This is a genomic window from Caballeronia sp. LjRoot29, from assembly GCF_964252755.1.
Taxonomy (GTDB): Bacteria; Pseudomonadota; Gammaproteobacteria; order Burkholderiales; family Burkholderiaceae; genus Caballeronia.
Map to the genome: position 1 here is coordinate 101094 of NZ_CAXUPU020000025.1, position 19656 is coordinate 120749.

Consider the following 19656-nt stretch of genomic DNA (forward strand, 5'->3'; position numbering starts at 1 on the left):
CCTCGGACTCATGGAAGAACCCACGTTTCCGACACGGCATGGTGAGGCATGTCGGAAAGGGAAGTTGCGGGTTGGCCGGTCGCTGCCGGAACGGTTGTATGTGTGGTTCATTTGTTGGTCTCCTCAGTTTGGAGCCAACCCGCACCCCATGATAGGTTCGGAAGGCGCAACGATAATTAGCAAGGGCTTACATAGTGTGTGAAATCGGCGTTTTTCGCGGATTTTATTCTTGCAAATTGTTTCAGCTGCTTCAGGACATCGATATGCCAAACAATCCTCCTACTCCAAACGTGAACCCTGCGGCAACCGTGCCGATCAAGACCTGCCTTAGCGTTGAATACACGGAACTGCTTCGACCGCGACCAACTGCGAATAAAACCGCTTCTCATGACTACTCCGCCAGCATTTACTTACGCACTGTTCGGCTAGCGGGAAGCATGCGTCGAAGGGTTGCATCGCGGAGAACGAAATGATGGAACAGCGCTGCAGTCGCATGCAATCCAATGAGCGCGAGCAGCACCCATGCAAAGACTTGATGCCAGTCTCCGAGGGAGTGTCCGAAAGGCGATCCTTGCGATGACAACGGAGGCAAGGGCACCATTCCGCCCAAGAAGGTTCGCCAGCCTCTGGACGACGCATTAGCCCATCCCATCAACGGCAGCGCGATCAGCAGGAAATAAAGCAGCCAGTGCGTAAGGCGTGCAACACCCGCAAGGAAGCGGGGAATGCCTGGCAACTCGGGCGGCGCAGGATGCGTGATGCGCCAGATGACCCGCACGGCAACCAACAGCAGGATCAACATTCCCGCCGATAAATGCCACGCGATCAACTCTATGGGTTGCGTGTCGCGATGCACATCGGGCATGGTCCACGCGATCACATATTGCCCCGCGAGAAGCAACACGGTTGCCCAGTGGAAGAAGCGCGCGGGTCCGCTATAGGTTGATGGCGTGTTTAATTGGATCGGCCGCATCTTGCTTTGCCTCTATGGGTGTGGAGCCAGCAACCTGAACCCGAAGACTTAGGAAAGGCTTAGCGGCCCATGACGAATTTCGCAATCTGCACGCGCGGGCATCGCAATGTCATTTCACGCATCAGCGCTTCGCGATCGGATAGCTATGTAAGGCCACGCTAATTGTGTCCATTAAATCTGTATCTATGATCGGACGCAGCCGACTCACATCCTATGCTCAAAAGTCGTCTCACGGCTTGAACAAAACGCTGCGCGCACGCGTGTTCGTTTCCACAATTACGTTTGGCTCGCACCGCACTCAATATTTTTTACGGGGATTGCGATGACCTGGACGCCGCTGCTCGCGACGGAATGGATCCTGATTGCGCTGTGCTGTTTTTCGACTTGTTACATCACGCTGGTAGCGCTGGTTCGCCACGGCTCTCCGCCCCGGTACGCCAATGGCGTACGCGACGTCACGCCGCGACCAGTCAGCGTACTGAAACCTTTATGCGGGTTCGAGCCTCGTCTTTACGCGAACCTCGCAACCTTCTGCGACCAAACGCATCCCTGCTTTCAACTGATCTTCGGCGTCTCGTCCAATCTCGATCCAGCTGTCGCAGTGGTCGCGCGCTTGCACGCCGCTTATCCCCATGTAGACATCACTCTGGTAGTGGACCCGTCGCTCCACGGAACGAATCACAAGGTCAGCAACCTGATCAATATGGAGCAAAGTGCGCGCAATGAGGTGATCGTCGTGGCCGACAGTGACATTGCAGTCAAGCCGGACTACCTCGTGAACGTCATTGCACCGCTTGAACAAAAGGACGTCGGCATTGTGACGTGCCTGTATCGCGCCCGGAGGGTGGGAAATTTCTGGAGCCGCCTGGGCGCGCTCTTCATTGATGAGTGGTTCGCGCCTTCCGTGTATCTCGCGCACGCAACGGGATCGCAGCGCTTCGGTTTCGGTGCGACGCTCGCGATGCGGCGCGAGACGCTCGATAGCATCGGCGGCTTGACAGTAGTGAAAAATTGCATCGCCGACGACTACTCCATCGCGCACGAAGTCAGGAAACTGGGGCTAGGTACGTACCTATCGGAAGTTGTCGTTTCGACTGATGTAACCGAACGTGACTTTCGCTCGCTGTGGCAACGCGAGAAGCGGTGGTTGCGCACTATCCGCCTGGTTCATCCACTTGGCTTCGCATTTATCCTGATTTCGTTCGCGTCGCCGTGGCTCCTGGCGAGCTTTATCCTTGGCCTCGGTTACGACGAGAGCGCGGGAACCCGCGCGGCATCAGTCGCAGATATGCTGCTAGATCTAAGTACGTCATTTGGCGTGAGCGCGCGCATCTTGCTGCACTGGCGTCGCGCACGCGACTGGCGCGTGTTCCTGCGCGATTTGCCGCTCATTCCCCTGCGGGATTTGCTCCTGTGGGCAGAGTGGGCTGTCGCGGCGTTCGGATCGCATGTGGTCTGGCGCGGCAGCCGGATTCGTATCGACGATGATCTTGAGGGCAAGACCCAGCCGGACGGTCCGGAAGCCTTCGATAGAACCTGGCATCCTGACACAAGGTCATGCATGAAAACGCTGCGGCCGGATGCGCCCATTACTGGCGATGGCAACTTGCCCCACTAACATGAGTCGCATACGTGGATTGATCATCAACGCAGATGACTTCGGCGTGCATCCGCGCGTGAACGAAGCGGTCGAACGCGCCCATTACTGGCGATGGCAACTTGCCCCACTAACATGAGTCGCATACGTGGATTGATCATCAACGCAGATGACTTCGGCGTGCATCCGCGCGTGAACGAAGCGGTCGAACGCGCCCATTGTGAAGGCTTGCTGACGTCGGCGAGCCTGATGGTCGGTGCTCGCGCAGCGGCGGATGCCATCGAGCGGGCGCAGCGGCTGCCCAGCCTGCGCGTAGGTTTGCATCTCGTGCTGGCGGATGGCTTCGCAACGCTGAATGCGTCCCGGATACCAGACCTCGTGAATCATGCGGGCCGCTTCGGCGACGCCATGGTGCGCGATGGCATCCGGTTCTTCTTTCTGCCACGTGTGCGTTCTCAGCTTGAGCAAGAGATTCGAGCCCAATTCGAAGCGTTCGCCGCAACGAGTCTGCCGCTTGATCACGTGAACACGCACAAGCACTTTCATCTTCATCCGACGATACTTTCGCTGATACTTAAAGTCGGGAGCGAGTTCGGCATGCGCGCCATGCGACTGCCGCTTGAATCGGGCGCACCAAGCGGTCTCAGGCCATGGACCACGCTGGTGAAAGCGAGGCTCGATCATCACGGCATAGTGCATAACGATCACGTCATCGGCATGACGCAAAGCGGCCGGATGGACGAAGCAGCGTGGATAAGCGCGCTGGGACATTTGCCCAATGGTGTCACCGAGATCTATTCACATCCGGCGATCGCCGGCAAGGGCGCGGAGCCTGTTACGCAATCCATGACCGGTTATCGTCCCGCCGATGAACTCGCTGCGCTGCTCTCACGGCGCGTAGCTGCGGCGATGCATGCCACGGGCGCAGTGCGTGGCGGATTCGCCGATATTTTTCCCGACGCGTTTTGATGCCCGCGACACATTGAAAGGCGAACTGATTAGTAACGCTTGCCCTCAAGGGCTGATGCTTGCGTCGCGGGAACGCAGAATGCCTCGGGACATTCCTGTCGATTCCGCGACTTGCCATGCGGCCAGACCCGGTAAAAAGACGATCAGGTCGCGGATGCGGCGCGAGCCGGCGAGGGCGAGACTCGTCGCCGGGTCAAGACCCAACGCGCCTCCGATAAGTACAAACCCGCCCTCCTGAACGCCAAGCGCGCCGGGCACAAAAAACGCGGCGCTGCTCACCGCCTGGATCAGCAGTTCCAGCACGATCGCTTTCTGGAAAGCGACCGTTACACCGAGAAAATACAGCGCGAGCCATAGCTCAAAAGCAGTCAGCACACACTGAGATGGTTGCCAGAAGAAGACATATCGGAGGATGACACCGCGACGGCGCCAGATGAGTTTGATCGATTGATCGATGCGGCCCGACTGTCCCACGAGTGCTGCAAGCTGACCACCGCATAGGCTGTTTATCAGCCGGGCCATGCGCTCGAAAGGGCTGGCGTGCTGGACCAACGCGAACAGAATGAGAAAGGGTGCGAGGACGGCCGCACCAAGCCCAAGTTCGGCTGCAAGGCGCAGCAAGCTTGAGCTCGACTGTGCGACCAGATAGCCGATGCCACCCAATGTAAACACGAGCTGGCTGATGACCGTCAACTGCATATCGACAATAATGCTCGCCGCCGCTGTCGAGGGCCGCAAGCCGCTGCGTGTCATCAATCGGAACGACACCACCTCGCCGCCAATACGTGCTACGGGCAGCATGCTGTTGACGGACTCGCGGATCCATACAAGGTGCAGCATCCTGCCTAGCGAGGGCCGGTGGGCGCCGCGAACCAGCGTTTGCCAGTCGCGCGAATTCGCGATCATGGGCAGCACATGCGCGATCGCAACGAAGCTCAATCCCCAACCTGCCGTGCGCATGAGCGCAATTACAGCACCCGGGTTTTCATGGGCGACCAGCCACCCGGCTGTCATCAATCCGGATAGCGCCGCAGCGGCTCCTATATAGCGCTTCAAGTCGGCTCCATCGACATCATGATTTTCGCCGCTCTTTCATTTTTCGATGACCGGAATGAGCAAGCCATCTCGTCCCACCGTAAAGTTGAACCCGCGCCAGACCACGTGTGATGAAAAGAAGCTCAACAAATAGACCGCGAACAACACGAGATCCCAGATCGGCAACAGCGCGACGCCTGCGGACGGATGCTTTAGCGCTCTATTCATCTGCACTTTCAGTGCGAATCGCGCGACGATCGCCGCGCCCACCGTGGTCCACGCCCAGACCTCACCGCCCGATACCACTACGCTCAGCAATGCAAACGCTAACGGATGCGTGAGTACGGAGCCAAGATGACCGGCAGGGTCGACGGTGCGAATCGTCCGGCTCCATCGCAGCTCGTGTGCTACGAATTCCGCTGCGCTTTTTTCCACGCACGCATGTGTCACCGCGAATGCGGGTACAACGACTTTTTCGCCCGCCAGTCGCACGGCTTCGCCAATGGCATGGTCTTCTGCCAAGTGATGCACGAACTGAGAGAATCCACCGATTTTTTCCAATGTCGTGCGGCGCATGGCGAGCGTCTGGCCGAAACAAGGACGCGCCATGCCTAACGCAAGACCGAGGACGACGCTGGGCAAAAACTGATAGTTGCTGGCATTCGCGGAAAGACCGCCCCAGAACCCTGAGTCCGGTTGCCCACGATACAAACATGTCACGAGGCCAACCCCGGGCTGATGCAACTCACCGATCACGCGCCGCAGGTAGTCGGGCTCAACTGCGACATCACTGTCCGCGAAAACGAGAATATCGTGACGCGCCTCGGGCAGCATGTTGAGGATATTGCTCATCTTCCGGTTCGGCCCATACAAGCGTGCGTCCGAAACCACGGTGATATCGGCATTGGGGAAAAGTGTGCGCACGCGGCGAACCACGTCGAGAGCGATATCGCGTGAGTCGTGCACGCCGAACAGAAACTGAATGGGACCGGAGTAATCCTGCTGACAGAACGAGATCAGGTTCTGCATCAACGCGAGTTCGGCGCCATGCAACGGCTTCACTATGGTCACCGCCGGGAACGCCGTTGTTTCAACGACAGGGCGCGCGAAGAAGCGCCGCACAAGCAACGTTGCTACTACGGTGTAGCTGATACCGAACGTTACGCATGAGGTGGTGATCCAGATCGCGGGACTTTGTACCCAATGCGCGAAGTCACCCGGCAAAAGAAACGCGAGCAATGCCGTGGACGAGAGAAGCGTGACCACGCAGGCGATCCAGATTTGATATTTCATCGCGCCAGCAATGGTCTTGCGCTGCTTTGATCCCCGCGCCTGCTCATGCTTTATGCGCTCTCAGGAAGCTGAAGAACTCGACACCTTCGCGCAAGCGCCGATGCATCATTTCCCAACTCACCAGCATTTCCCGCACGATTTCCCAGATCTTCGCGGGCCTGAAGTAGAAGCGCTTATAGAACTCTTCCACGCTGTGATAGATCTCTTCGCTCGACAGGTGAGGATAGCTAATTGCTGCAAGCTGAACGCCCGTGGAACTGACAAGGTTGATCACCTTGTTTTCCTTCATCCACCCGTTTTCTATCGCTTGCTTGTATAGCGTGGTCCCGGGATAGGGTGCGGCGAGCGACACTTGAATGGTGTGCGGATTAATCTCCTTCGCATATTCGATGGTCTTTTCAATCGTTTCGTGCGTTTCACCCGGCAGTCCCAGGATGAACGTGCCGTGGATCTTGATGTTGAGCTTGCGGCAATCCTCGCTGAATCGGCGTGCGATATCGGTTCGAAGGCCTTTTTTGATGTTCAGGAGAATCTGGTCGTCGCCGGACTCATAGCCGACCAACAGCAGTCGCAAACCATTCTCCTTCATGACCTTGAGCGTTGCATACGGGACGTTCGCTTTGGCGTTGCAGGACCAGGTCACACCCAGCTCGCCCATGCCGCGGGCAATCTCCTCGGCTCTCGGCTTGAAGTCGGTGAAGGTATCGTCGTCGAACATGATCTCCTTGACCTCGGGCATGTTGTCCCTGATCCACTTCACTTCCGCGAGCACATTGTCGACCGAGCGTGTGCGGTAGCGATGACCGCCAACGGTCTGCGGCCAGAGGCAGAACGTGCACTTCGATCGGCATCCACGTCCGGTGTAGATCGATACATACGGATGCTTGAGGTAGCCACTGAAATAGTTTTCGATCTTCAGATCGCGCTTGTAGACCGGCGCGACGAAAGGCAGCTCATCCATGTTTTCGAGGATGGGCCGCGCGTCGTTGTGCATGATCCCGCCATCGGGCAGGCGGTAGCTGAGGCCAGGAATGGATTCGAACGGCAAGCCTTGCGCGATATCCCGGCAGGTAAAGTCGAACTCTTCCCGGCACACAAAGTCGATCGCGTTGCTGGCGCCGAGCGAACCGTGCGGATCGACGGCGACCTTTGCACCGACCATTCCCACAAGAATCGCAGGCGTGCGTTGTTTCAGATGTTCGGCGAACAGGGCGTCGGTCGGGAACGAGGGTGTGCTCGTATGAATGACGACGAGCTCGTATTGTTCCGCGATGTCGAGCGTCGCCTCCACGGACAGGCCGTCCGCAGGAGCATCCAGTACGCGGCTATCTTCGATCAAGGCGGCAGGCTGGGCGAGCCAGGTGGGATACCAGAATGAACGGATTTCGCGCTTTGTCTGATAACGCGAACCTGCTCCGCCATCAAAGCCGTCGAATGAAGGTGCTTGAAGGAAAAGCGTTTTCATAAGTGCTCCGGGAGTTTGCCGGCGCAAGGCTGGCTCGTATCGCCCACGACCTGTCGCACGGGCGAGAATGCTTAGCATGGCTTGATGTTTGACGTGCGATCTTTGGGACTTTCTTGGGCGAGCTGGTTTCCCATGACACGACTGTTTGCAAGCGTAGTTGCATGCCGGAGGTCAGCATACTTGAACTATCTCGCCGATAACTTAGGGGCGTATTACGGTCCGCATCCAAATCGAAAGCCAAACGTCCGGCTGTTGTCACGTTGGCGTGAAAGCAAGGAATTCGGGATCAGCTTTTCCCGTGTGTATGTCAGATAGCTCATCATCAAAACTTGAGTTTGCCGACTGCCTTAAGCCCAAAAGCCGGTCGCATGTCGAGCCGAACCCACGGGTGTCGACGACAACATTAGTATCTTGGGTAGCCGCCGTGTCACGTCATTCGCCGAAGCACAAGGAATTGAAAACCCCGTCGGGCACATCTGGCAAAGGCGCCGGAATGCGCTGGAGGCCAACGCTTCCCGGGCCGGCGCATAGCGGCCATGACCGGCCGTTCGACGTCCGAGGCAAAATCGTCGACAATCGCCCAAGTGCAGTTGTCGCATCGCCGCGCCACTAGGTATGCATGAGGTTGACTTTTCCCCGGCGGCGCGAAACAAGCCCAACCGACACTGCAATCGAACTGAAAGCGCATAGCAGGCTGAGCCACGAGAGAAACCGTCATGACCGATCCCTTTACAGAGGGGCTAGAAATGCAGCCGCTCCCCCCTTATGAGCAGCAGAAACTGGATGAGTTCTCGTTGCTGTACGCAACCGGCGTCGATGCCTACAAGCACACGAACTTCAGTTTTATTGCGATTGATGGGGCGGACGGTCTTGAGCTTGCTCAAGGCCACATCTAACATCGAGTTGGAAATCAATCGCTGCCGGAACTCGCTGTCAAAACACCATCCATATGCGGTTGTTCGTTACCCTTATCCAAACTCGGCATCGACTATCTGAGCTTGATCACGGCATTAAGAGGTGATGGCGTTGAGACGCCCATTGGTTGCCTACGATTTGGGCGCTACGCGCAACCTCACAGCAGTTTCTCGACCTATCTTGAGAAGTTTCCGCCGAATTTCTATACACCCGTCATCCATACATTGCGGCTGTCGATATCGACTGGCTCACACGTTTTCCAGAATCGTCTAACAGAATTCCAGAGCGATCTTCGCTCAGGAGCGATGCCATACGACTCAATCGTTGAGTTGGCGGGCGAATTGCATTTGTACCCTTTGAGGTGGGACGTTTGCTCTCTTGATGTCACGGCTGAAGGAGTCGTCGCCGTAGATCTGGGTCCGCGCGCGCGCATACAGAATGGTGTTGCCCATTTGGCTATTCGTGTTGCTAAAGACGTCGATCGTACGCAAGCAAGGCTCGGTTATCGAGTGCAAGCCCCAGTTGCGAAAGCGACAGAGCGAGGATCGTTCAATTCTAGCGATTTGACATGGTCAGATGACGGGGAGTATGTGGTCGTAGGCTCCGTCGATATCGAAGTGCCAAACGGATCAGTCATCCAGGGATTTGCGTCGTATAAAGGTCGTTGGATGCACCGGGGCTGGATTACCGACCCCGACAATACGGCGAATGTTCGTCGTTCGATGCATGAGGTATTCGATCCCGAGCTCGAGGGAACAAAGAAATCTTTATTTGATGCAAAAGCACACAAGCAAGATGCTCGTGTGCTTGAAGCGGGTGTCGGCAACCTGATGTTCATGTACGGCTTCGCCGTCGATCCGCTCTCGAGCCATTTCACAACCGATGCTGCCGACCTACTTGCCGTCAGTCCAAATGGCAACATTGCGGTTATCGAATGCACAACAGGAGCGATCAATAACAATGGAAAGTTATCCAAGTTACTTGCCCGAGCGGCGGCTTTACTAGAAAAGCTAAAGCAGACAGGCAACCCCCATCTGAAAGTTCTGCCAGTCGTCGTTACAACAATGAAGCGCGAGGCTCTGACGGACGAAGAAATTGCATCTAGCAAGGGAATTTATGTTGTTACCTGCGAAGACCTTGAACGTTTAGCTAACGAATCCATCATTCCCAGAAACGCCGACCAGGCATTCGAGTCGCTGTGGTCCTTAGTTCACCCGCCTCAAGAACAGCTATTTCCCCCGCAATGACCGCTGCGCTTGAGTCCTGCGGACCCCCTTGAGGAGAACAGGGGCCTCGGGCGTGACCCCCCCGATGAAAATTGTAGCAACGGCCAACGTCCGTTTCGGGAAATTGAGAGAGACCGCTTCGCGTCGACTTCTGCTAGCCGCACCCAACCAGTTTTATCTGCCGCCCGCCCGCCAAATTTCACAAATTTACTTGACACCTAAACTATCGAGGCCTAAATTGAACTGACCCTTCAGCCTGGAGCGCACAATGCGCATCGTTTGTATTGGTGGCGGCCCCGCGGGTCTGTACTTTGGCTTGCTGATGAAGAAGCAAAATCCCGCTCACGAAGTGACGGTAGTGGAGCGAAATCGCCCCTACGACACCTTCGGCTGGGGCGTAGTGTTCTCCGACCAGACGCTCGGCAACCTGCAACGTGCGGACGAGGCGAGTGCGGCAGCCATTCTCGATGCATTCAATCACTGGGATGACATCGACATCCATATCAACGGCCGCACGCAGCGTTCCTCCGGACACGGTTTCTGCGGTATCGGCCGCAAGCGCCTGTTGAACATTCTTCAGGAGCGTGCCGAGGCGCTTGGCGTGAAGCTGGTGTTCGAAACGCAAGTGACTAGCGACGAAGCCTACGACGCCGACTTCATCATTGCGTGCGATGGCGCCAACAGCGTCGTACGCACCAAGTACGCGGCCACCTACAAACCCGACGTCGACTTGCGTGATTGCCGCTTCGTCTGGCTCGGTACTGACAAGCTCTTCGATGCCTTTACGTTCGCGTTCGAGAAGACCGAGTTCGGCTGGTTCCAGGCGCATGCGTATCGTTTCGACGACCACATGTCTACGTTTATCGTGGAAGCGCCCGAGCGGGTCTGGCGTGCAGCCGGCCTGGATGAAATGAGCAAGGAGGACGGCATCGCATTCTGCGAACGGCTCTTCGCCAGGTATCTCGATGGCCACGCGCTCAAGTCCAACGCGCAACATTTGCGCGGCTCATCACAATGGATCAGGTTTCCGCGCATCGTGAATGAAACGTGGGTGCATAACCGCACGAATGGCGATGGCAGCGTGACGCCCGTGGTCCTGATGGGCGATGCCGCGCACACGGCGCACTTCTCGATCGGCTCCGGCACCAAGCTCGCGCTTGAAGATGCAATCGAACTGACGAACAGCATCGCGGCGCATCCGGGCGATCTTCCCGCCGCGCTCGAGCACTATACGGACGTACGCAGCGTCGGTGTCCTGCGCATCCAGAACGCCGCGCGCAATTCCACCGAATGGTTCGAAAACGTGGACCGTTATGCGTCTTTCGAGCCGGAGCAATTCGCTTATTCGTTGCTCACGCGCTCGCAGCGCATCTCTCATGAAAACCTGCGTTCACGCGATGCCGCGTATCTCGCCGAGTTTGAAAACTGGATCGCGCAGCGTTCGGGACTCGATATAGACAGCAGCAAGCGTTCCGTCCCGCCAATGTTTACACCCTTCACCGTGCGCGGCGTGACGTTGAAAAACCGCGTGGTGGTGTCTCCCATGGCCCAGTACTCGGCTGTCGATGGCATTGCGGGTGACTACCATTTGATGCATCTCGGCGCACGCGCCATGGGCGGCGCGGCACTGGTGATGACCGAGATGACCTGCGTCTCGCCGGAAGGCCGAATTACGCCGGGATGCCCTGGTTTGTACAACGACGCGCAACGTGACGCGTGGCGGCGTATTGTCGATTTCGTGCATCGTGAGAGCGATGCAAAGATCGGCATTCAGTTGGGTCATGCCGGCGCGAAGGCATCCACGCGCGTCAGTTGGGAAGGAATAGACAAGCCACTCAATGAGGGCAACTGGCCTGTCGTATCGGCATCCCGGCAACAGTATTTGAAAGGCATCAGCCAATGGTCGCGCGCTGCATCCACGGATGATCTGCAAGAGATCAAGACGCAGTTCGTGCGCTCAACCGAGCTTGCGGTGAGCGCTGGTTTCGACTGGCTTGAACTGCACTGCGCTCACGGTTATCTGCTGTCCGGTTTTCTCTCGCCGCTTACCAATCAACGAGACGATGAATACGGTGGTTCGGCCGCAAACCGTCTGCGTTTTCCAATCGAAGTGTTCAACGCGATCCGTGCAGCGTGGCCCAAGGACAAGCCCATTTCGGTGCGTATCTCGGCGCACGATTGGGTGGAGGGCGGCATCACGCCGGACGACGCCGTGCTGATCGCACGAGCATTCAAGGAGGCAGGCGCGGACATGATCGATGTATCGTCGGGACAGGTGAGCAAGGCAGAGAAGCCGGTCTATGGCCGCATGTTCCAGACGCCTTTCTCGGATCGTGTGCGTAACGAAGCAGGCATTGCCACCATCGCGGTCGGGGCGATCTCGGAAGCGGACCACGTGAACAGCATCATCGCAGCGGGCCGCGCCGACCTTTGCGCGGTGGCGCGTCCGCATCTTGCCAATCCTTCGTGGACGCTCGATCAGGCCGCGAAGATTGGTTACGTCGATATCACCTGGCCCAAGCAATATTTCGCCGCAAAGTCGCAACTCGAGCGCGGTTATGAACGCGAGCGCGCGCAGCATGCGGAGGGCGAAGCATGAACCCGGGCATGAACACGAATACGAAACCACTCACAGGCGAGCACGCGGTGGTCACAGGCGGTGGCAGCGGTATTGGCGCTGCCGTAGCGCATGTGCTGGTGAGCGCGGGCGCGCAGGTCACGCTGATGGGCCGGGATGCGACCCGGCTCGCCTATCAGGCTGAAGTCCTGAGCGAAGCAGGAACCGTGCATGTGCAGAGCGTCGATGTCACGTCCGCCGATTCCGTCGCTGCTGCGTTTGCTGCTGCGCGCGAACATGGGTTTATCGACATCCTCGTCAATAACGCCGGACAAGCCGAAGCGGCGCCGTTCACAAAGACCGATCTGGCGCTGTGGAAACGCATGCTCGATGTGAATCTGACCGGCGTGTTTCTCTGCACGCAAGAAGTTCTACCGGCAATGCTTGAGCGTCGCAGCGGGCGCATTGTCAACGTAGCGAGTACGGCGGGTCAGGTCGGTTATGCGTACGTTGCCGCCTATTGTGCGGCCAAGCATGGCGTGATCGGGATGACGCGTTCGCTGGCGCTGGAAGTTGCCACGCGTGGTGTGACCGTCAACGCCGTGTGTCCCGGTTATACGGAAACAGGACTGCTCGAACAGTCGATAGAAAAGATCGTTGCGCAGACCGGACGTAGCGAGAACGAGGCACGCGAAGCACTGCTGCGATCGAATCCGCAACGTCGCTTCGTGACGCCGGATGAAGTCGCCAGCTCCGCGTTATGGCTGTGCTTGCCGGAGTCACGATCGATTACCGGTCAGACCATTTCCATTTCAGGTGGAGAAGTAATGTGAACAAGCCCGCTGCCCGCACGGTTAAAACTGCCGCGCCCGAAAAGGCCAAAGCTGCCGGCAACGTCGTCGACCTTGAGATGAGCACCGGTGTCGACAGTCACATGGGACTGCGCTTATGGCTGCGCATGCTGACCACCACCAATCTTGTGCAGGCCGAACTGCGCCGCCGCCTGCGCGCCGAATTCGACACCACGCTGCCGCGCTTCGACATGATGGCGCAACTTGAGCGCCATCCTGAAGGCCTGAAGATGAACGAGCTGTCGCGACGTCTCATGGTCACCGGCGGCAACGTGACAGGTCTCACGGACCAGTTGGAGAAGGAAGGATTTGTCGTGCGCGATACCGATCCGAATGACCGTCGTTCGTTTGCCGTGCGCCTCACCGCGCGTGGCCGCGAGTCGTTCGATCGCATGGCGCGCGCACATGAACAATGGGTCGTCGAATTGTTCGGCGGCTTGCCGCTGGCGGACAAGGCACGCATGCATCAGAAGCTCGGCAAGCTCAAGCAGCACTTGCGCGAGCGCACGGATTCCTGAAGCCTGGCGACCCACACAAATACGGAGACGTTCGATGAACGGACAGTTGATGAACGACGGAACCACCGCGCTTTTTGCCGGTAACCGCACCACACTTGGCGACTATCGCGCGAAGCACTTTGGCTGGGCCGTAGAGCAAGGCGTTGGCACGATCACGCTTGATCGGCCCGAGCGCAAGAATCCGCTGACGTTCGAATCGTATGCGGAATTGCGCGACCTGTTCCGCCAGCTTGCTTACGCCACCGATGTTAAGAGCATCGTGATCCATGGTGCCGGAGGCAACTTCTGCTCAGGTGGCGACGTGCACGACATCATCGCACCGCTCGTCGATCTACCCATGCCCGAGCTGCTCATGTTCACGCGCATGACGGGCGACCTTGTCAAGGCGATGCGCCATTGCCCGCAACCGATTATTGCAGCCGTTGATGGCATCTGCGCGGGCGCGGGCGCGATCCTCGCGATGGCTTCGGACATGCGCCTGGGCACTGCGCGAAGCAAGCTCGCGTTCCTGTTCACTCGTGTGGGGCTGGCGGGTTGCGACATGGGCGCATGCGCGATCCTGCCGCGCATCATTGGTCAGGGAAGGGCGGCCGAACTGCTTTTCACCGGACGTTCCGCGAGTGGCGACGAAGGTTTAGCGTGGGGCTTTTATAACCGTCTATGCGAACCCCACGACGTTCTGCGCGAAGCGCAATCGCTCGCGTTCGATCTTGCATCGGGACCCACCTTCGCGCATGGCATCACGAAGAAGATGCTGCACCAGGAGTGGAGCATGAGCATTGACGACGCTATCGAATCCGAAGCGCAGGCTCAGGCAATCTGCATGGCGACGAATGATTTCGGGCGCGCGTATCGCGCATTCGCTGCGAAGACGCGGCCCGTGTTCGAGGGAGACTGAGTTGGCCAATCCTCAAACATCATCTCCCGCTTTCCACGATGCCCTCGCTTGGCCGTTCTTCGAAGAACGGCATCGTGAACTCGGCGCGCGTGTTGACGCGTGGGCATCGGAACATCTCGGTGATACGCATGCCAATCATTCGAACGTCGATGCAATCTGCCGTCGTCTTGTACGTGAACTCGGCGCGGCTGGCTGGTTGCGTTATGGTATTGGCGGCACGGCTTACGGCGGACACGGCGACACCATCGACGCGCGCGCCGTTTGCCTGCTGCGCGAAACGCTTGCACGCCACAGTGGTCTAGCGGACTTCGCGCTTGCGATGCAAGGACTTGGATCGGGCGCCATTTCGCTTGCCGGCAACGAAGCGCAAAAGCAGCGCTATTTACCGCGGGTGGCAAGCGGCGAGGCTATTGCGGCGTTTGCGTTGACGGAACCGGACGCCGGCTCTGACGTCGCGGCGCTCGCGCTCAGCGCGCGCGAGGACGGTGATTCTTATGTGCTCGACGGCGAGAAGACGTGGATCTCAAACGGTGGCATCGCGGACTTTTACGTGGTGTTTGCGCGTACCGGCGAGGCGGCGGGCTCACGTGGTATCAGTGCGTTTATCGTCGATGCCGATACCCCGGGACTGCGCATTGCCGAGCGCCTCGATGTGATCGCGCCGCATCCCTTAGCGCGCCTTTCGTTCGAAAACGCGCGTGTGCCGCGTACCGCTTTACTGGGAAATCGCGGCGAGGGTTTCAAGCTTGCAATGCGCACGCTCGACATCTTTCGGACGTCCGTTGCGGCGGCGTCGCTTGGCTTCGCGCGGCGAGCCATGAGCGAAGGGATCGAACGTGCCGCGTCGCGCAAGATGTTCGGGCAGACGCTCGGCGATTTTCAATTGACGCAGGCGAAGCTGGCGCACATGGCGCTCACTATTGACAGCTCCGCGTTGCTTGTTTATCGGGCCGCGTGGATGCGCGATTCCGGTAAATCGGTCACGCGTGAAGCTGCATTAGCGAAGTGGCATGCGAGCGAGGGCGCTCAGCAGGTTATCGATGCGGCCGTGCAATTGTGGGGCGGCAGCGGCGTGCAAAGCGGTGCGGTGGTCGAGCAACTGTATCGGGAGATCCGCGCGCTGCGCATCTATGAAGGCGCGACCGAAGTGCAGCAATTGATTGTCGGCCGCGACCTGCTCAAGGCGCATGCCGCGAGGAACGCGTGATGGAAACATCGACCCATTTCGAGCGGCCGGTGCGCATTCGTTTTTCGCATTGCGACCCCGCCGGCATCGTATTTTTCCCGCAGTACCTCGTAATGACCAATGCGCTTGTCGAGGACTGGTTCAACGAAGCACTCCACATCGACTACGCGGCGATGATTAGTAAGCGCCGCGTCGGCCTGCCGATCGTGAAGCTCGATTGCACGTTTTCAAGGCCAAGTCAGATGGGCGACACGCTCGTGCTGTCGCTGACGCTTGATCGGATTGGTGCTCGTTCTGTCGGCATTGTGATTGACGCACAGTCGCATGGCGAAACGCGCTTTCTTGCGCGTCAGGTGCTGGTGACAACGTCGCTTGAATCCGGGGTGTCGATCGATATTCCCGACGACATCCGTGCCGCGTTGACACGCTTCAACCCTTCGTCGCTTGCCGAAGTAAAAGACGAAGCTAAAGACGAACTCAAGGAAACGCGGTCATGAAAAAAGCATTGCTCCCAGCCGGCTGGGTCAAGCCGCGCGGATACGCAAATGGTGTTGCCGCGCGCGGCACGCAGGTCTTCATAGCAGGACAGATTGGCTGGGACGCACAAGGCCAGTTCCAGAGCAGGGACTTCGCAGCACAAGCGCGCCAGGCGCTGGCCAACATAGTCGCGGTGCTCGACTCGGCAGGCGGGCGTCCGGAACATCTTGTGCGTTTAACCTGGTACGTGATCGACAAGCGTGAATACGTCGCTGCGCTGAGGGACGTGGGCAGTGCGTTTCGGGAACTGATCGGCAATTACGACATTGCGATGAGCGCCGTGCAAGTGGTCGCGCTCATTGAAGACGAAGCGAAGGTGGAGATCGAAGCCACCGCCGTTATTCCGGATTGACTAACGCCGCGTGTCTTGTCGTTTAGCTAGTCGCTTACTTCGTTGTACTCGGAGCTCATCATGGAATCATCGGCTCACGTCGATACGTTTTCCCGCGACAACCTGCCGCCGTCCAGCGAGTGGCCGGAGTTTCTGCTCGACAACCCCGACGTCTCTTATCCGGCGCGCCTGAATTGCGCGGTCGAATTGCTCGACCGGATCATCGATGACCATCCGGAGCGCGAGCAGGGCGCGCGACCCGCGATATGGTCCGACGTCGACGGCGCTCCGTACGCGACCACGTATGGCGAATTGCGCACGCGCGTGAACCGGACCGCGCACGTGCTGACTGGAGCGATGGGACTGGTGCCGGGTAACCGAATCTTGCTGCGCGGACCGAACACGCTGCACATGGCGATCGCCTGGCTTGCGTCGTTGAAGGCGGGGCTCGTGGTGGTGCCCACCATGCCGCTTTTGCGTGCCAAGGAACTGAAGCAGATCATCGATAAAGCGCAGGTTTCGGCGGCGCTATGCGACGCGCGCCTGGTCGATGAGCTCACGCAATGCAGTGATCCATCGAGCGCATACTTTTGCAAAAGCCTGCTGCAAACAAGGCTCTTTCACGACGATGGCCCCGATTCCGTCGATACTATCGCCGCGCTTCAACCTGCCGAATACACGGCGGTCGATACCGCTGCGGACGACGTCTGCCTGATCGCGTTCACCAGCGGCACAACAGGAATGCCGAAGGGCTGCATGCATTTTCATCGCGACGTGATGGCGATGTGCGACCTGTTTCCGCGCCATATCCTCAAGCCCACTGCCGACGACATATTCTGCGGCACGCCGCCGCTCGCGTTCACCTTTGGGCTGGGCGGCTTGTTGTGCTTTCCGTTACGCGCAGGCGCATCGACGGTATTGATCGAGAAGTTGGCGCCGGAGACGCTGTTGCAAGTGGTTGAGCGTTTTCGCGCAACCATCATGTTCACGGCGCCGACGTTTTATCGGCAAATGGCGGGACTTGTTTCGCGTTTTGATTTATCGACGCTCAGAAAAAGCGTCTCGGCGGGCGAGGCGTTGCCCGACGCCACACGCAAGCTTTGGCGGCAAGCCACGGGTTTGCAAATGATCGACGGCATTGGCAGCACTGAAATGATCCACATCTTTGTGTCGACCGCCGAAGCGCAGGCGCGCGACCGGGCGATCGGGCGCGCGGTGCCGGGCTACGTGGTGCAGGCCGTGGATGACAATATGCAGCCCGTTCCCGTTGGCGAGGTCGGCATGCTCGCGGTCAAAGGTCCGACCGGTTGCCATTATCTGAGTGATCCGCGGCAGGGTAGATTTGTCCGCGATGGATGGAATCTTCCGGGCGATTCAGTGTGTATCGATGCCGATGGTTACGTTTATTATCAGTCCCGGGCCGACGACATGATCATCTCGGCGGGCTATAACATTTCGGGGCCCGAAGTAGAAAGCGCGCTGCTGTTAAATGAAGCGGTGGCGGAGTGCGGCGTGGTTAGCGTGGCCGACGACGAGCGCGGACAAATTGCCAAGGCATTTGTTGTTCTTCGCGCAGGATTTGTAGCGAGTGACGCGCTGGTGGTCCAGTTGCAGACCTTCGTAAAGGAACAGATCGCACCGTATAAGTATCCGCGCGCGATCGAGTTTATTGACGCATTGCCTCGCACCGAGACGGGCAAGCTGAAGCGGTTTGCATTGCGGGCACTGGCGGCGTCCTGATGTGAGCGGGTGAGCGAACGCCGGGCACTCTACGCGGCCGGCGACACCGAAGCGTCCATCTCCACGAGCAGCTCGATGATCAAATCCTCGTGGTCTCTGATGTGCGACGAGCTATCCAGGTCTGCAATGGGCTCGCTCATCCGGTCACCAAACAACATGACCGCCTTCGACTGGTTATCCTGCTTCGATACCCAGACAAGACCTTGCGCGTCCGGATATTGCGCCCAGAACCACGCCGCCCGTTCACGCGTGCGGGGGTAGTCCAGCTTGTCGTCATCGAACAGATCCGAATGCTTCAGACCGGCCGCCCGCAAACCGGTCGAGGTGAGGTTGACCAAACGGAGCTCCTGTACTTTGATCGAGCTCATGTGAAGGTTCGAGACGAGATCACGCTCAATATCGTGTATGTATCCTGACGCCGGAACCGGCACGTCGTGCAGGACGGTCTCCATGATGGCGCCGCGCATTGTGCTAGCTGCGTAGATGGTAGGAATGACGTCACCTGAGTCCGGTCTTCTTAGCGGACTGAAGCGGGCATTTCCGCGCCCCGAGTCATTAAAGGCGGCGGCTGTGTATTTTCCTGTACGCGGGTCGAGATCATGGACGCGATACCAGATACCGGATGGCACACGGAGCAGTGGAAACGGCTTTTGCGGCGGAGGCTTCAGTCGGCTAACCATGCACCGGTCCCACAACTTGATCCCGGGCCGCTTCCACCACGGCTTTCGGGTCAGTCCCGAGAACCTCGCGAGGCCGCTTGCCACGCAGCATGCTGCTGGTCGACTCGAACCACGACGCGATCCTGAACGGGCGGTAGCCCTGGAAAATCTTCAACACCTCGGCCACTTCGGAAACCGGATTTCCGAATTCATCGAAGATGTACTTTGGGTACAGAGTCACGCCCTTGTGCTCGATGAAGAACACCTTGCCTTCCTTCTTCCAGCGACTGGCGACCGCATGCTGGTTCGTCGCGTCAGGATTCTGCCGCTGTCCGACTTCCTGCGCCGTGAGCCACTCGGTACCGGATAGCACGGCCTCAATGGCCTTGCGCTCGAGATCCGCTCTTGCCGGTGACAGACGGCGTACAGGCGTTGCATCGAAAAGGTCTTGCAGCGCGCTTCGCTCTTGCTCGTTGATGATCATACGGACGCGTTGAGCCAGCATGAACTCGGTCCACGAATCCCCCGCGTGCTCTGGTAATAAACCGATCCTGGGTCCGCCGGGCCGAGGTTCGCCGATCTGCTCAAGGATGATCCGCGCCGCGGCGCGCGTAGCGTCCAGCTTCAGGACAATGAGCTCCAGTTCGTGCAGATCGTTTTCAGGCAGCTCGCGCTGCGCGAAGGCAGATTGACGCGCTGTCGGCGTTTCGCGGTTTTTTTTGCCCGCCGTTGAGGGCTGACGATGCGCACCCTGGGCTCTTGCCATGATTCCTCCGCCGTTGTGGAGAATTGTGAGTAATTCAATATACATCACAATTCTCACAACAGCAATCTGACGGACACGACGCTGCCGCTGCGCCGGGGATCTGCGATGTGTTTGACCTGCCGCCTGCTGAAGTGTTTTTA

18 protein-coding genes are annotated in these 19656 nt (G+C 58.4%); 12 read left to right on the forward strand and 6 right to left on the reverse strand.

Annotation, left to right across the window (positions count from 1 at the left end; genetic code table 11):
* Window positions 1-406: 406 nt before the first annotated feature.
* Entirely contained in the window at window positions 407-973 is a 567-nt protein-coding gene (locus ACSQ83_RS24315) for a cytochrome b (protein ID WP_436229888.1), read from the reverse strand.
* A 322-nt stretch (window positions 974-1295) separates the two neighbouring features.
* On the opposite strand from ACSQ83_RS24315, the gene hpnI (ACSQ83_RS24320) reads away from it, so the two are divergent.
* Both hpnI (ACSQ83_RS24320) and hpnK read left to right on the forward strand, forming a co-directional pair.
* A complete protein-coding gene (hpnI, locus tag ACSQ83_RS24320) occupies window positions 1296-2591 on the forward strand; it encodes a bacteriohopanetetrol glucosamine biosynthesis glycosyltransferase HpnI (protein ID WP_436229889.1) in 1296 nt (431 codons plus the stop codon).
* Window positions 2592-2705: 114 nt separating this feature from the next.
* The gene (gene hpnK, locus ACSQ83_RS24325; RefSeq protein WP_436229890.1) at window positions 2706-3539 is read left to right on the forward strand and encodes a hopanoid biosynthesis-associated protein HpnK; all 834 of its coding nucleotides are present in this window, start codon (window positions 2706-2708) and stop codon (window positions 3537-3539) included.
* A 45-nt stretch (window positions 3540-3584) separates the two neighbouring features.
* On the opposite strand, the gene ACSQ83_RS24330 is transcribed toward hpnK, so the two are convergent.
* From ACSQ83_RS24330 to hpnJ, 3 genes are read right to left on the reverse strand one after another with little or no spacing between them, the layout of a single operon-like run.
* The gene (locus ACSQ83_RS24330) at window positions 3585-4595 is read right to left on the reverse strand and encodes a lysylphosphatidylglycerol synthase domain-containing protein (protein ID WP_414954540.1); all 1011 of its coding nucleotides are present in this window, start codon (window positions 4593-4595) and stop codon (window positions 3585-3587) included.
* A gap of 36 nt (window positions 4596-4631) precedes the next feature.
* Window positions 4632-5867 carry a bacteriohopanetetrol glucosamine biosynthesis glycosyltransferase HpnI gene (gene hpnI, locus ACSQ83_RS24335; RefSeq protein ID WP_436229891.1) on the reverse strand — a complete coding sequence of 412 codons (1236 nt, stop codon included), beginning with the start codon at window positions 5865-5867 and terminating at the stop codon, window positions 4632-4634.
* Between the two features lie 43 nt (window positions 5868-5910).
* The gene (hpnJ, locus tag ACSQ83_RS24340) at window positions 5911-7332 is read right to left on the reverse strand and encodes a hopanoid biosynthesis associated radical SAM protein HpnJ (RefSeq protein WP_414954542.1); all 1422 of its coding nucleotides are present in this window, start codon (window positions 7330-7332) and stop codon (window positions 5911-5913) included.
* A 716-nt stretch (window positions 7333-8048) separates the two neighbouring features.
* Between hpnJ and ACSQ83_RS24345 the strand changes: the two genes are divergently transcribed.
* The 10 genes from ACSQ83_RS24345 (at window position 8049) to ACSQ83_RS24390 (ending at window position 18091) form a co-directional block, all read left to right on the forward strand.
* Entirely contained in the window at window positions 8049-8228 is a 180-nt protein-coding gene (locus ACSQ83_RS24345) for a hypothetical protein (RefSeq protein ID WP_436229892.1), read from the forward strand.
* Window positions 8229-8330: 102 nt separating this feature from the next.
* Window positions 8331-9494 (forward strand): hypothetical protein, encoded by a 1164-nt coding sequence (locus ACSQ83_RS24350; RefSeq protein WP_436229893.1) that lies wholly within the window; start codon window positions 8331-8333, stop codon window positions 9492-9494.
* A gap of 247 nt (window positions 9495-9741) precedes the next feature.
* On the forward strand, window positions 9742-12072 hold the full coding sequence (locus tag ACSQ83_RS24355) for a bifunctional salicylyl-CoA 5-hydroxylase/oxidoreductase (RefSeq protein ID WP_436229894.1): 2331 nt from the start codon (window positions 9742-9744) through the stop codon (window positions 12070-12072).
* A gap of 8 nt (window positions 12073-12080) precedes the next feature.
* Window positions 12081-12863: an SDR family NAD(P)-dependent oxidoreductase gene (locus ACSQ83_RS24360; RefSeq protein WP_414954545.1), complete on the forward strand. Its 783-nt coding sequence runs from the start codon at window positions 12081-12083 to the stop codon at window positions 12861-12863.
* A complete protein-coding gene (locus tag ACSQ83_RS24365) occupies window positions 12860-13399 on the forward strand; it encodes a MarR family winged helix-turn-helix transcriptional regulator (protein WP_414954546.1) in 540 nt (179 codons plus the stop codon). The genes ACSQ83_RS24360 and ACSQ83_RS24365 overlap by 4 nt, the downstream gene beginning before the upstream one ends.
* 34 nt (window positions 13400-13433) lie before the next feature.
* A complete protein-coding gene (locus tag ACSQ83_RS24370; protein ID WP_414954547.1) occupies window positions 13434-14297 on the forward strand; it encodes an enoyl-CoA hydratase family protein in 864 nt (287 codons plus the stop codon).
* 1 nt (window position 14298) lies between these two features.
* Complete coding sequence (locus tag ACSQ83_RS24375) at window positions 14299-15504, forward strand: acyl-CoA dehydrogenase family protein (RefSeq protein ID WP_414954548.1); 1206 nt, start codon at window positions 14299-14301, stop codon at window positions 15502-15504.
* Window positions 15504-15980, forward strand: a complete 477-nt coding sequence (locus ACSQ83_RS24380; RefSeq protein WP_414954549.1) for an acyl-CoA thioesterase — start codon at window positions 15504-15506, stop codon at window positions 15978-15980. Before ACSQ83_RS24375 ends, ACSQ83_RS24380 begins: the two co-directional genes overlap by 1 nt.
* The gene (locus ACSQ83_RS24385; protein ID WP_414954550.1) at window positions 15977-16372 is read left to right on the forward strand and encodes a RidA family protein; all 396 of its coding nucleotides are present in this window, start codon (window positions 15977-15979) and stop codon (window positions 16370-16372) included. The genes ACSQ83_RS24380 and ACSQ83_RS24385 overlap by 4 nt, the downstream gene beginning before the upstream one ends.
* Window positions 16373-16432: 60 nt before the next feature.
* Window positions 16433-18091: an AMP-binding protein gene (locus ACSQ83_RS24390; RefSeq protein ID WP_436229895.1), complete on the forward strand. Its 1659-nt coding sequence runs from the start codon at window positions 16433-16435 to the stop codon at window positions 18089-18091.
* 29 nt (window positions 18092-18120) lie between these two features.
* Here the strand turns inward: ACSQ83_RS24390 and ACSQ83_RS24395 are convergent, their stop codons facing one another.
* The gene (locus ACSQ83_RS24395) at window positions 18121-18771 is read right to left on the reverse strand and encodes an RES family NAD+ phosphorylase (RefSeq protein ID WP_436229896.1); all 651 of its coding nucleotides are present in this window, start codon (window positions 18769-18771) and stop codon (window positions 18121-18123) included.
* Window positions 18764-19656: hypothetical protein (locus ACSQ83_RS24400; protein ID WP_436229897.1), on the reverse strand; the 893-nt coding region annotated here is incomplete at its 5' end. The genes ACSQ83_RS24400 and ACSQ83_RS24395, both read right to left, overlap by 8 nt.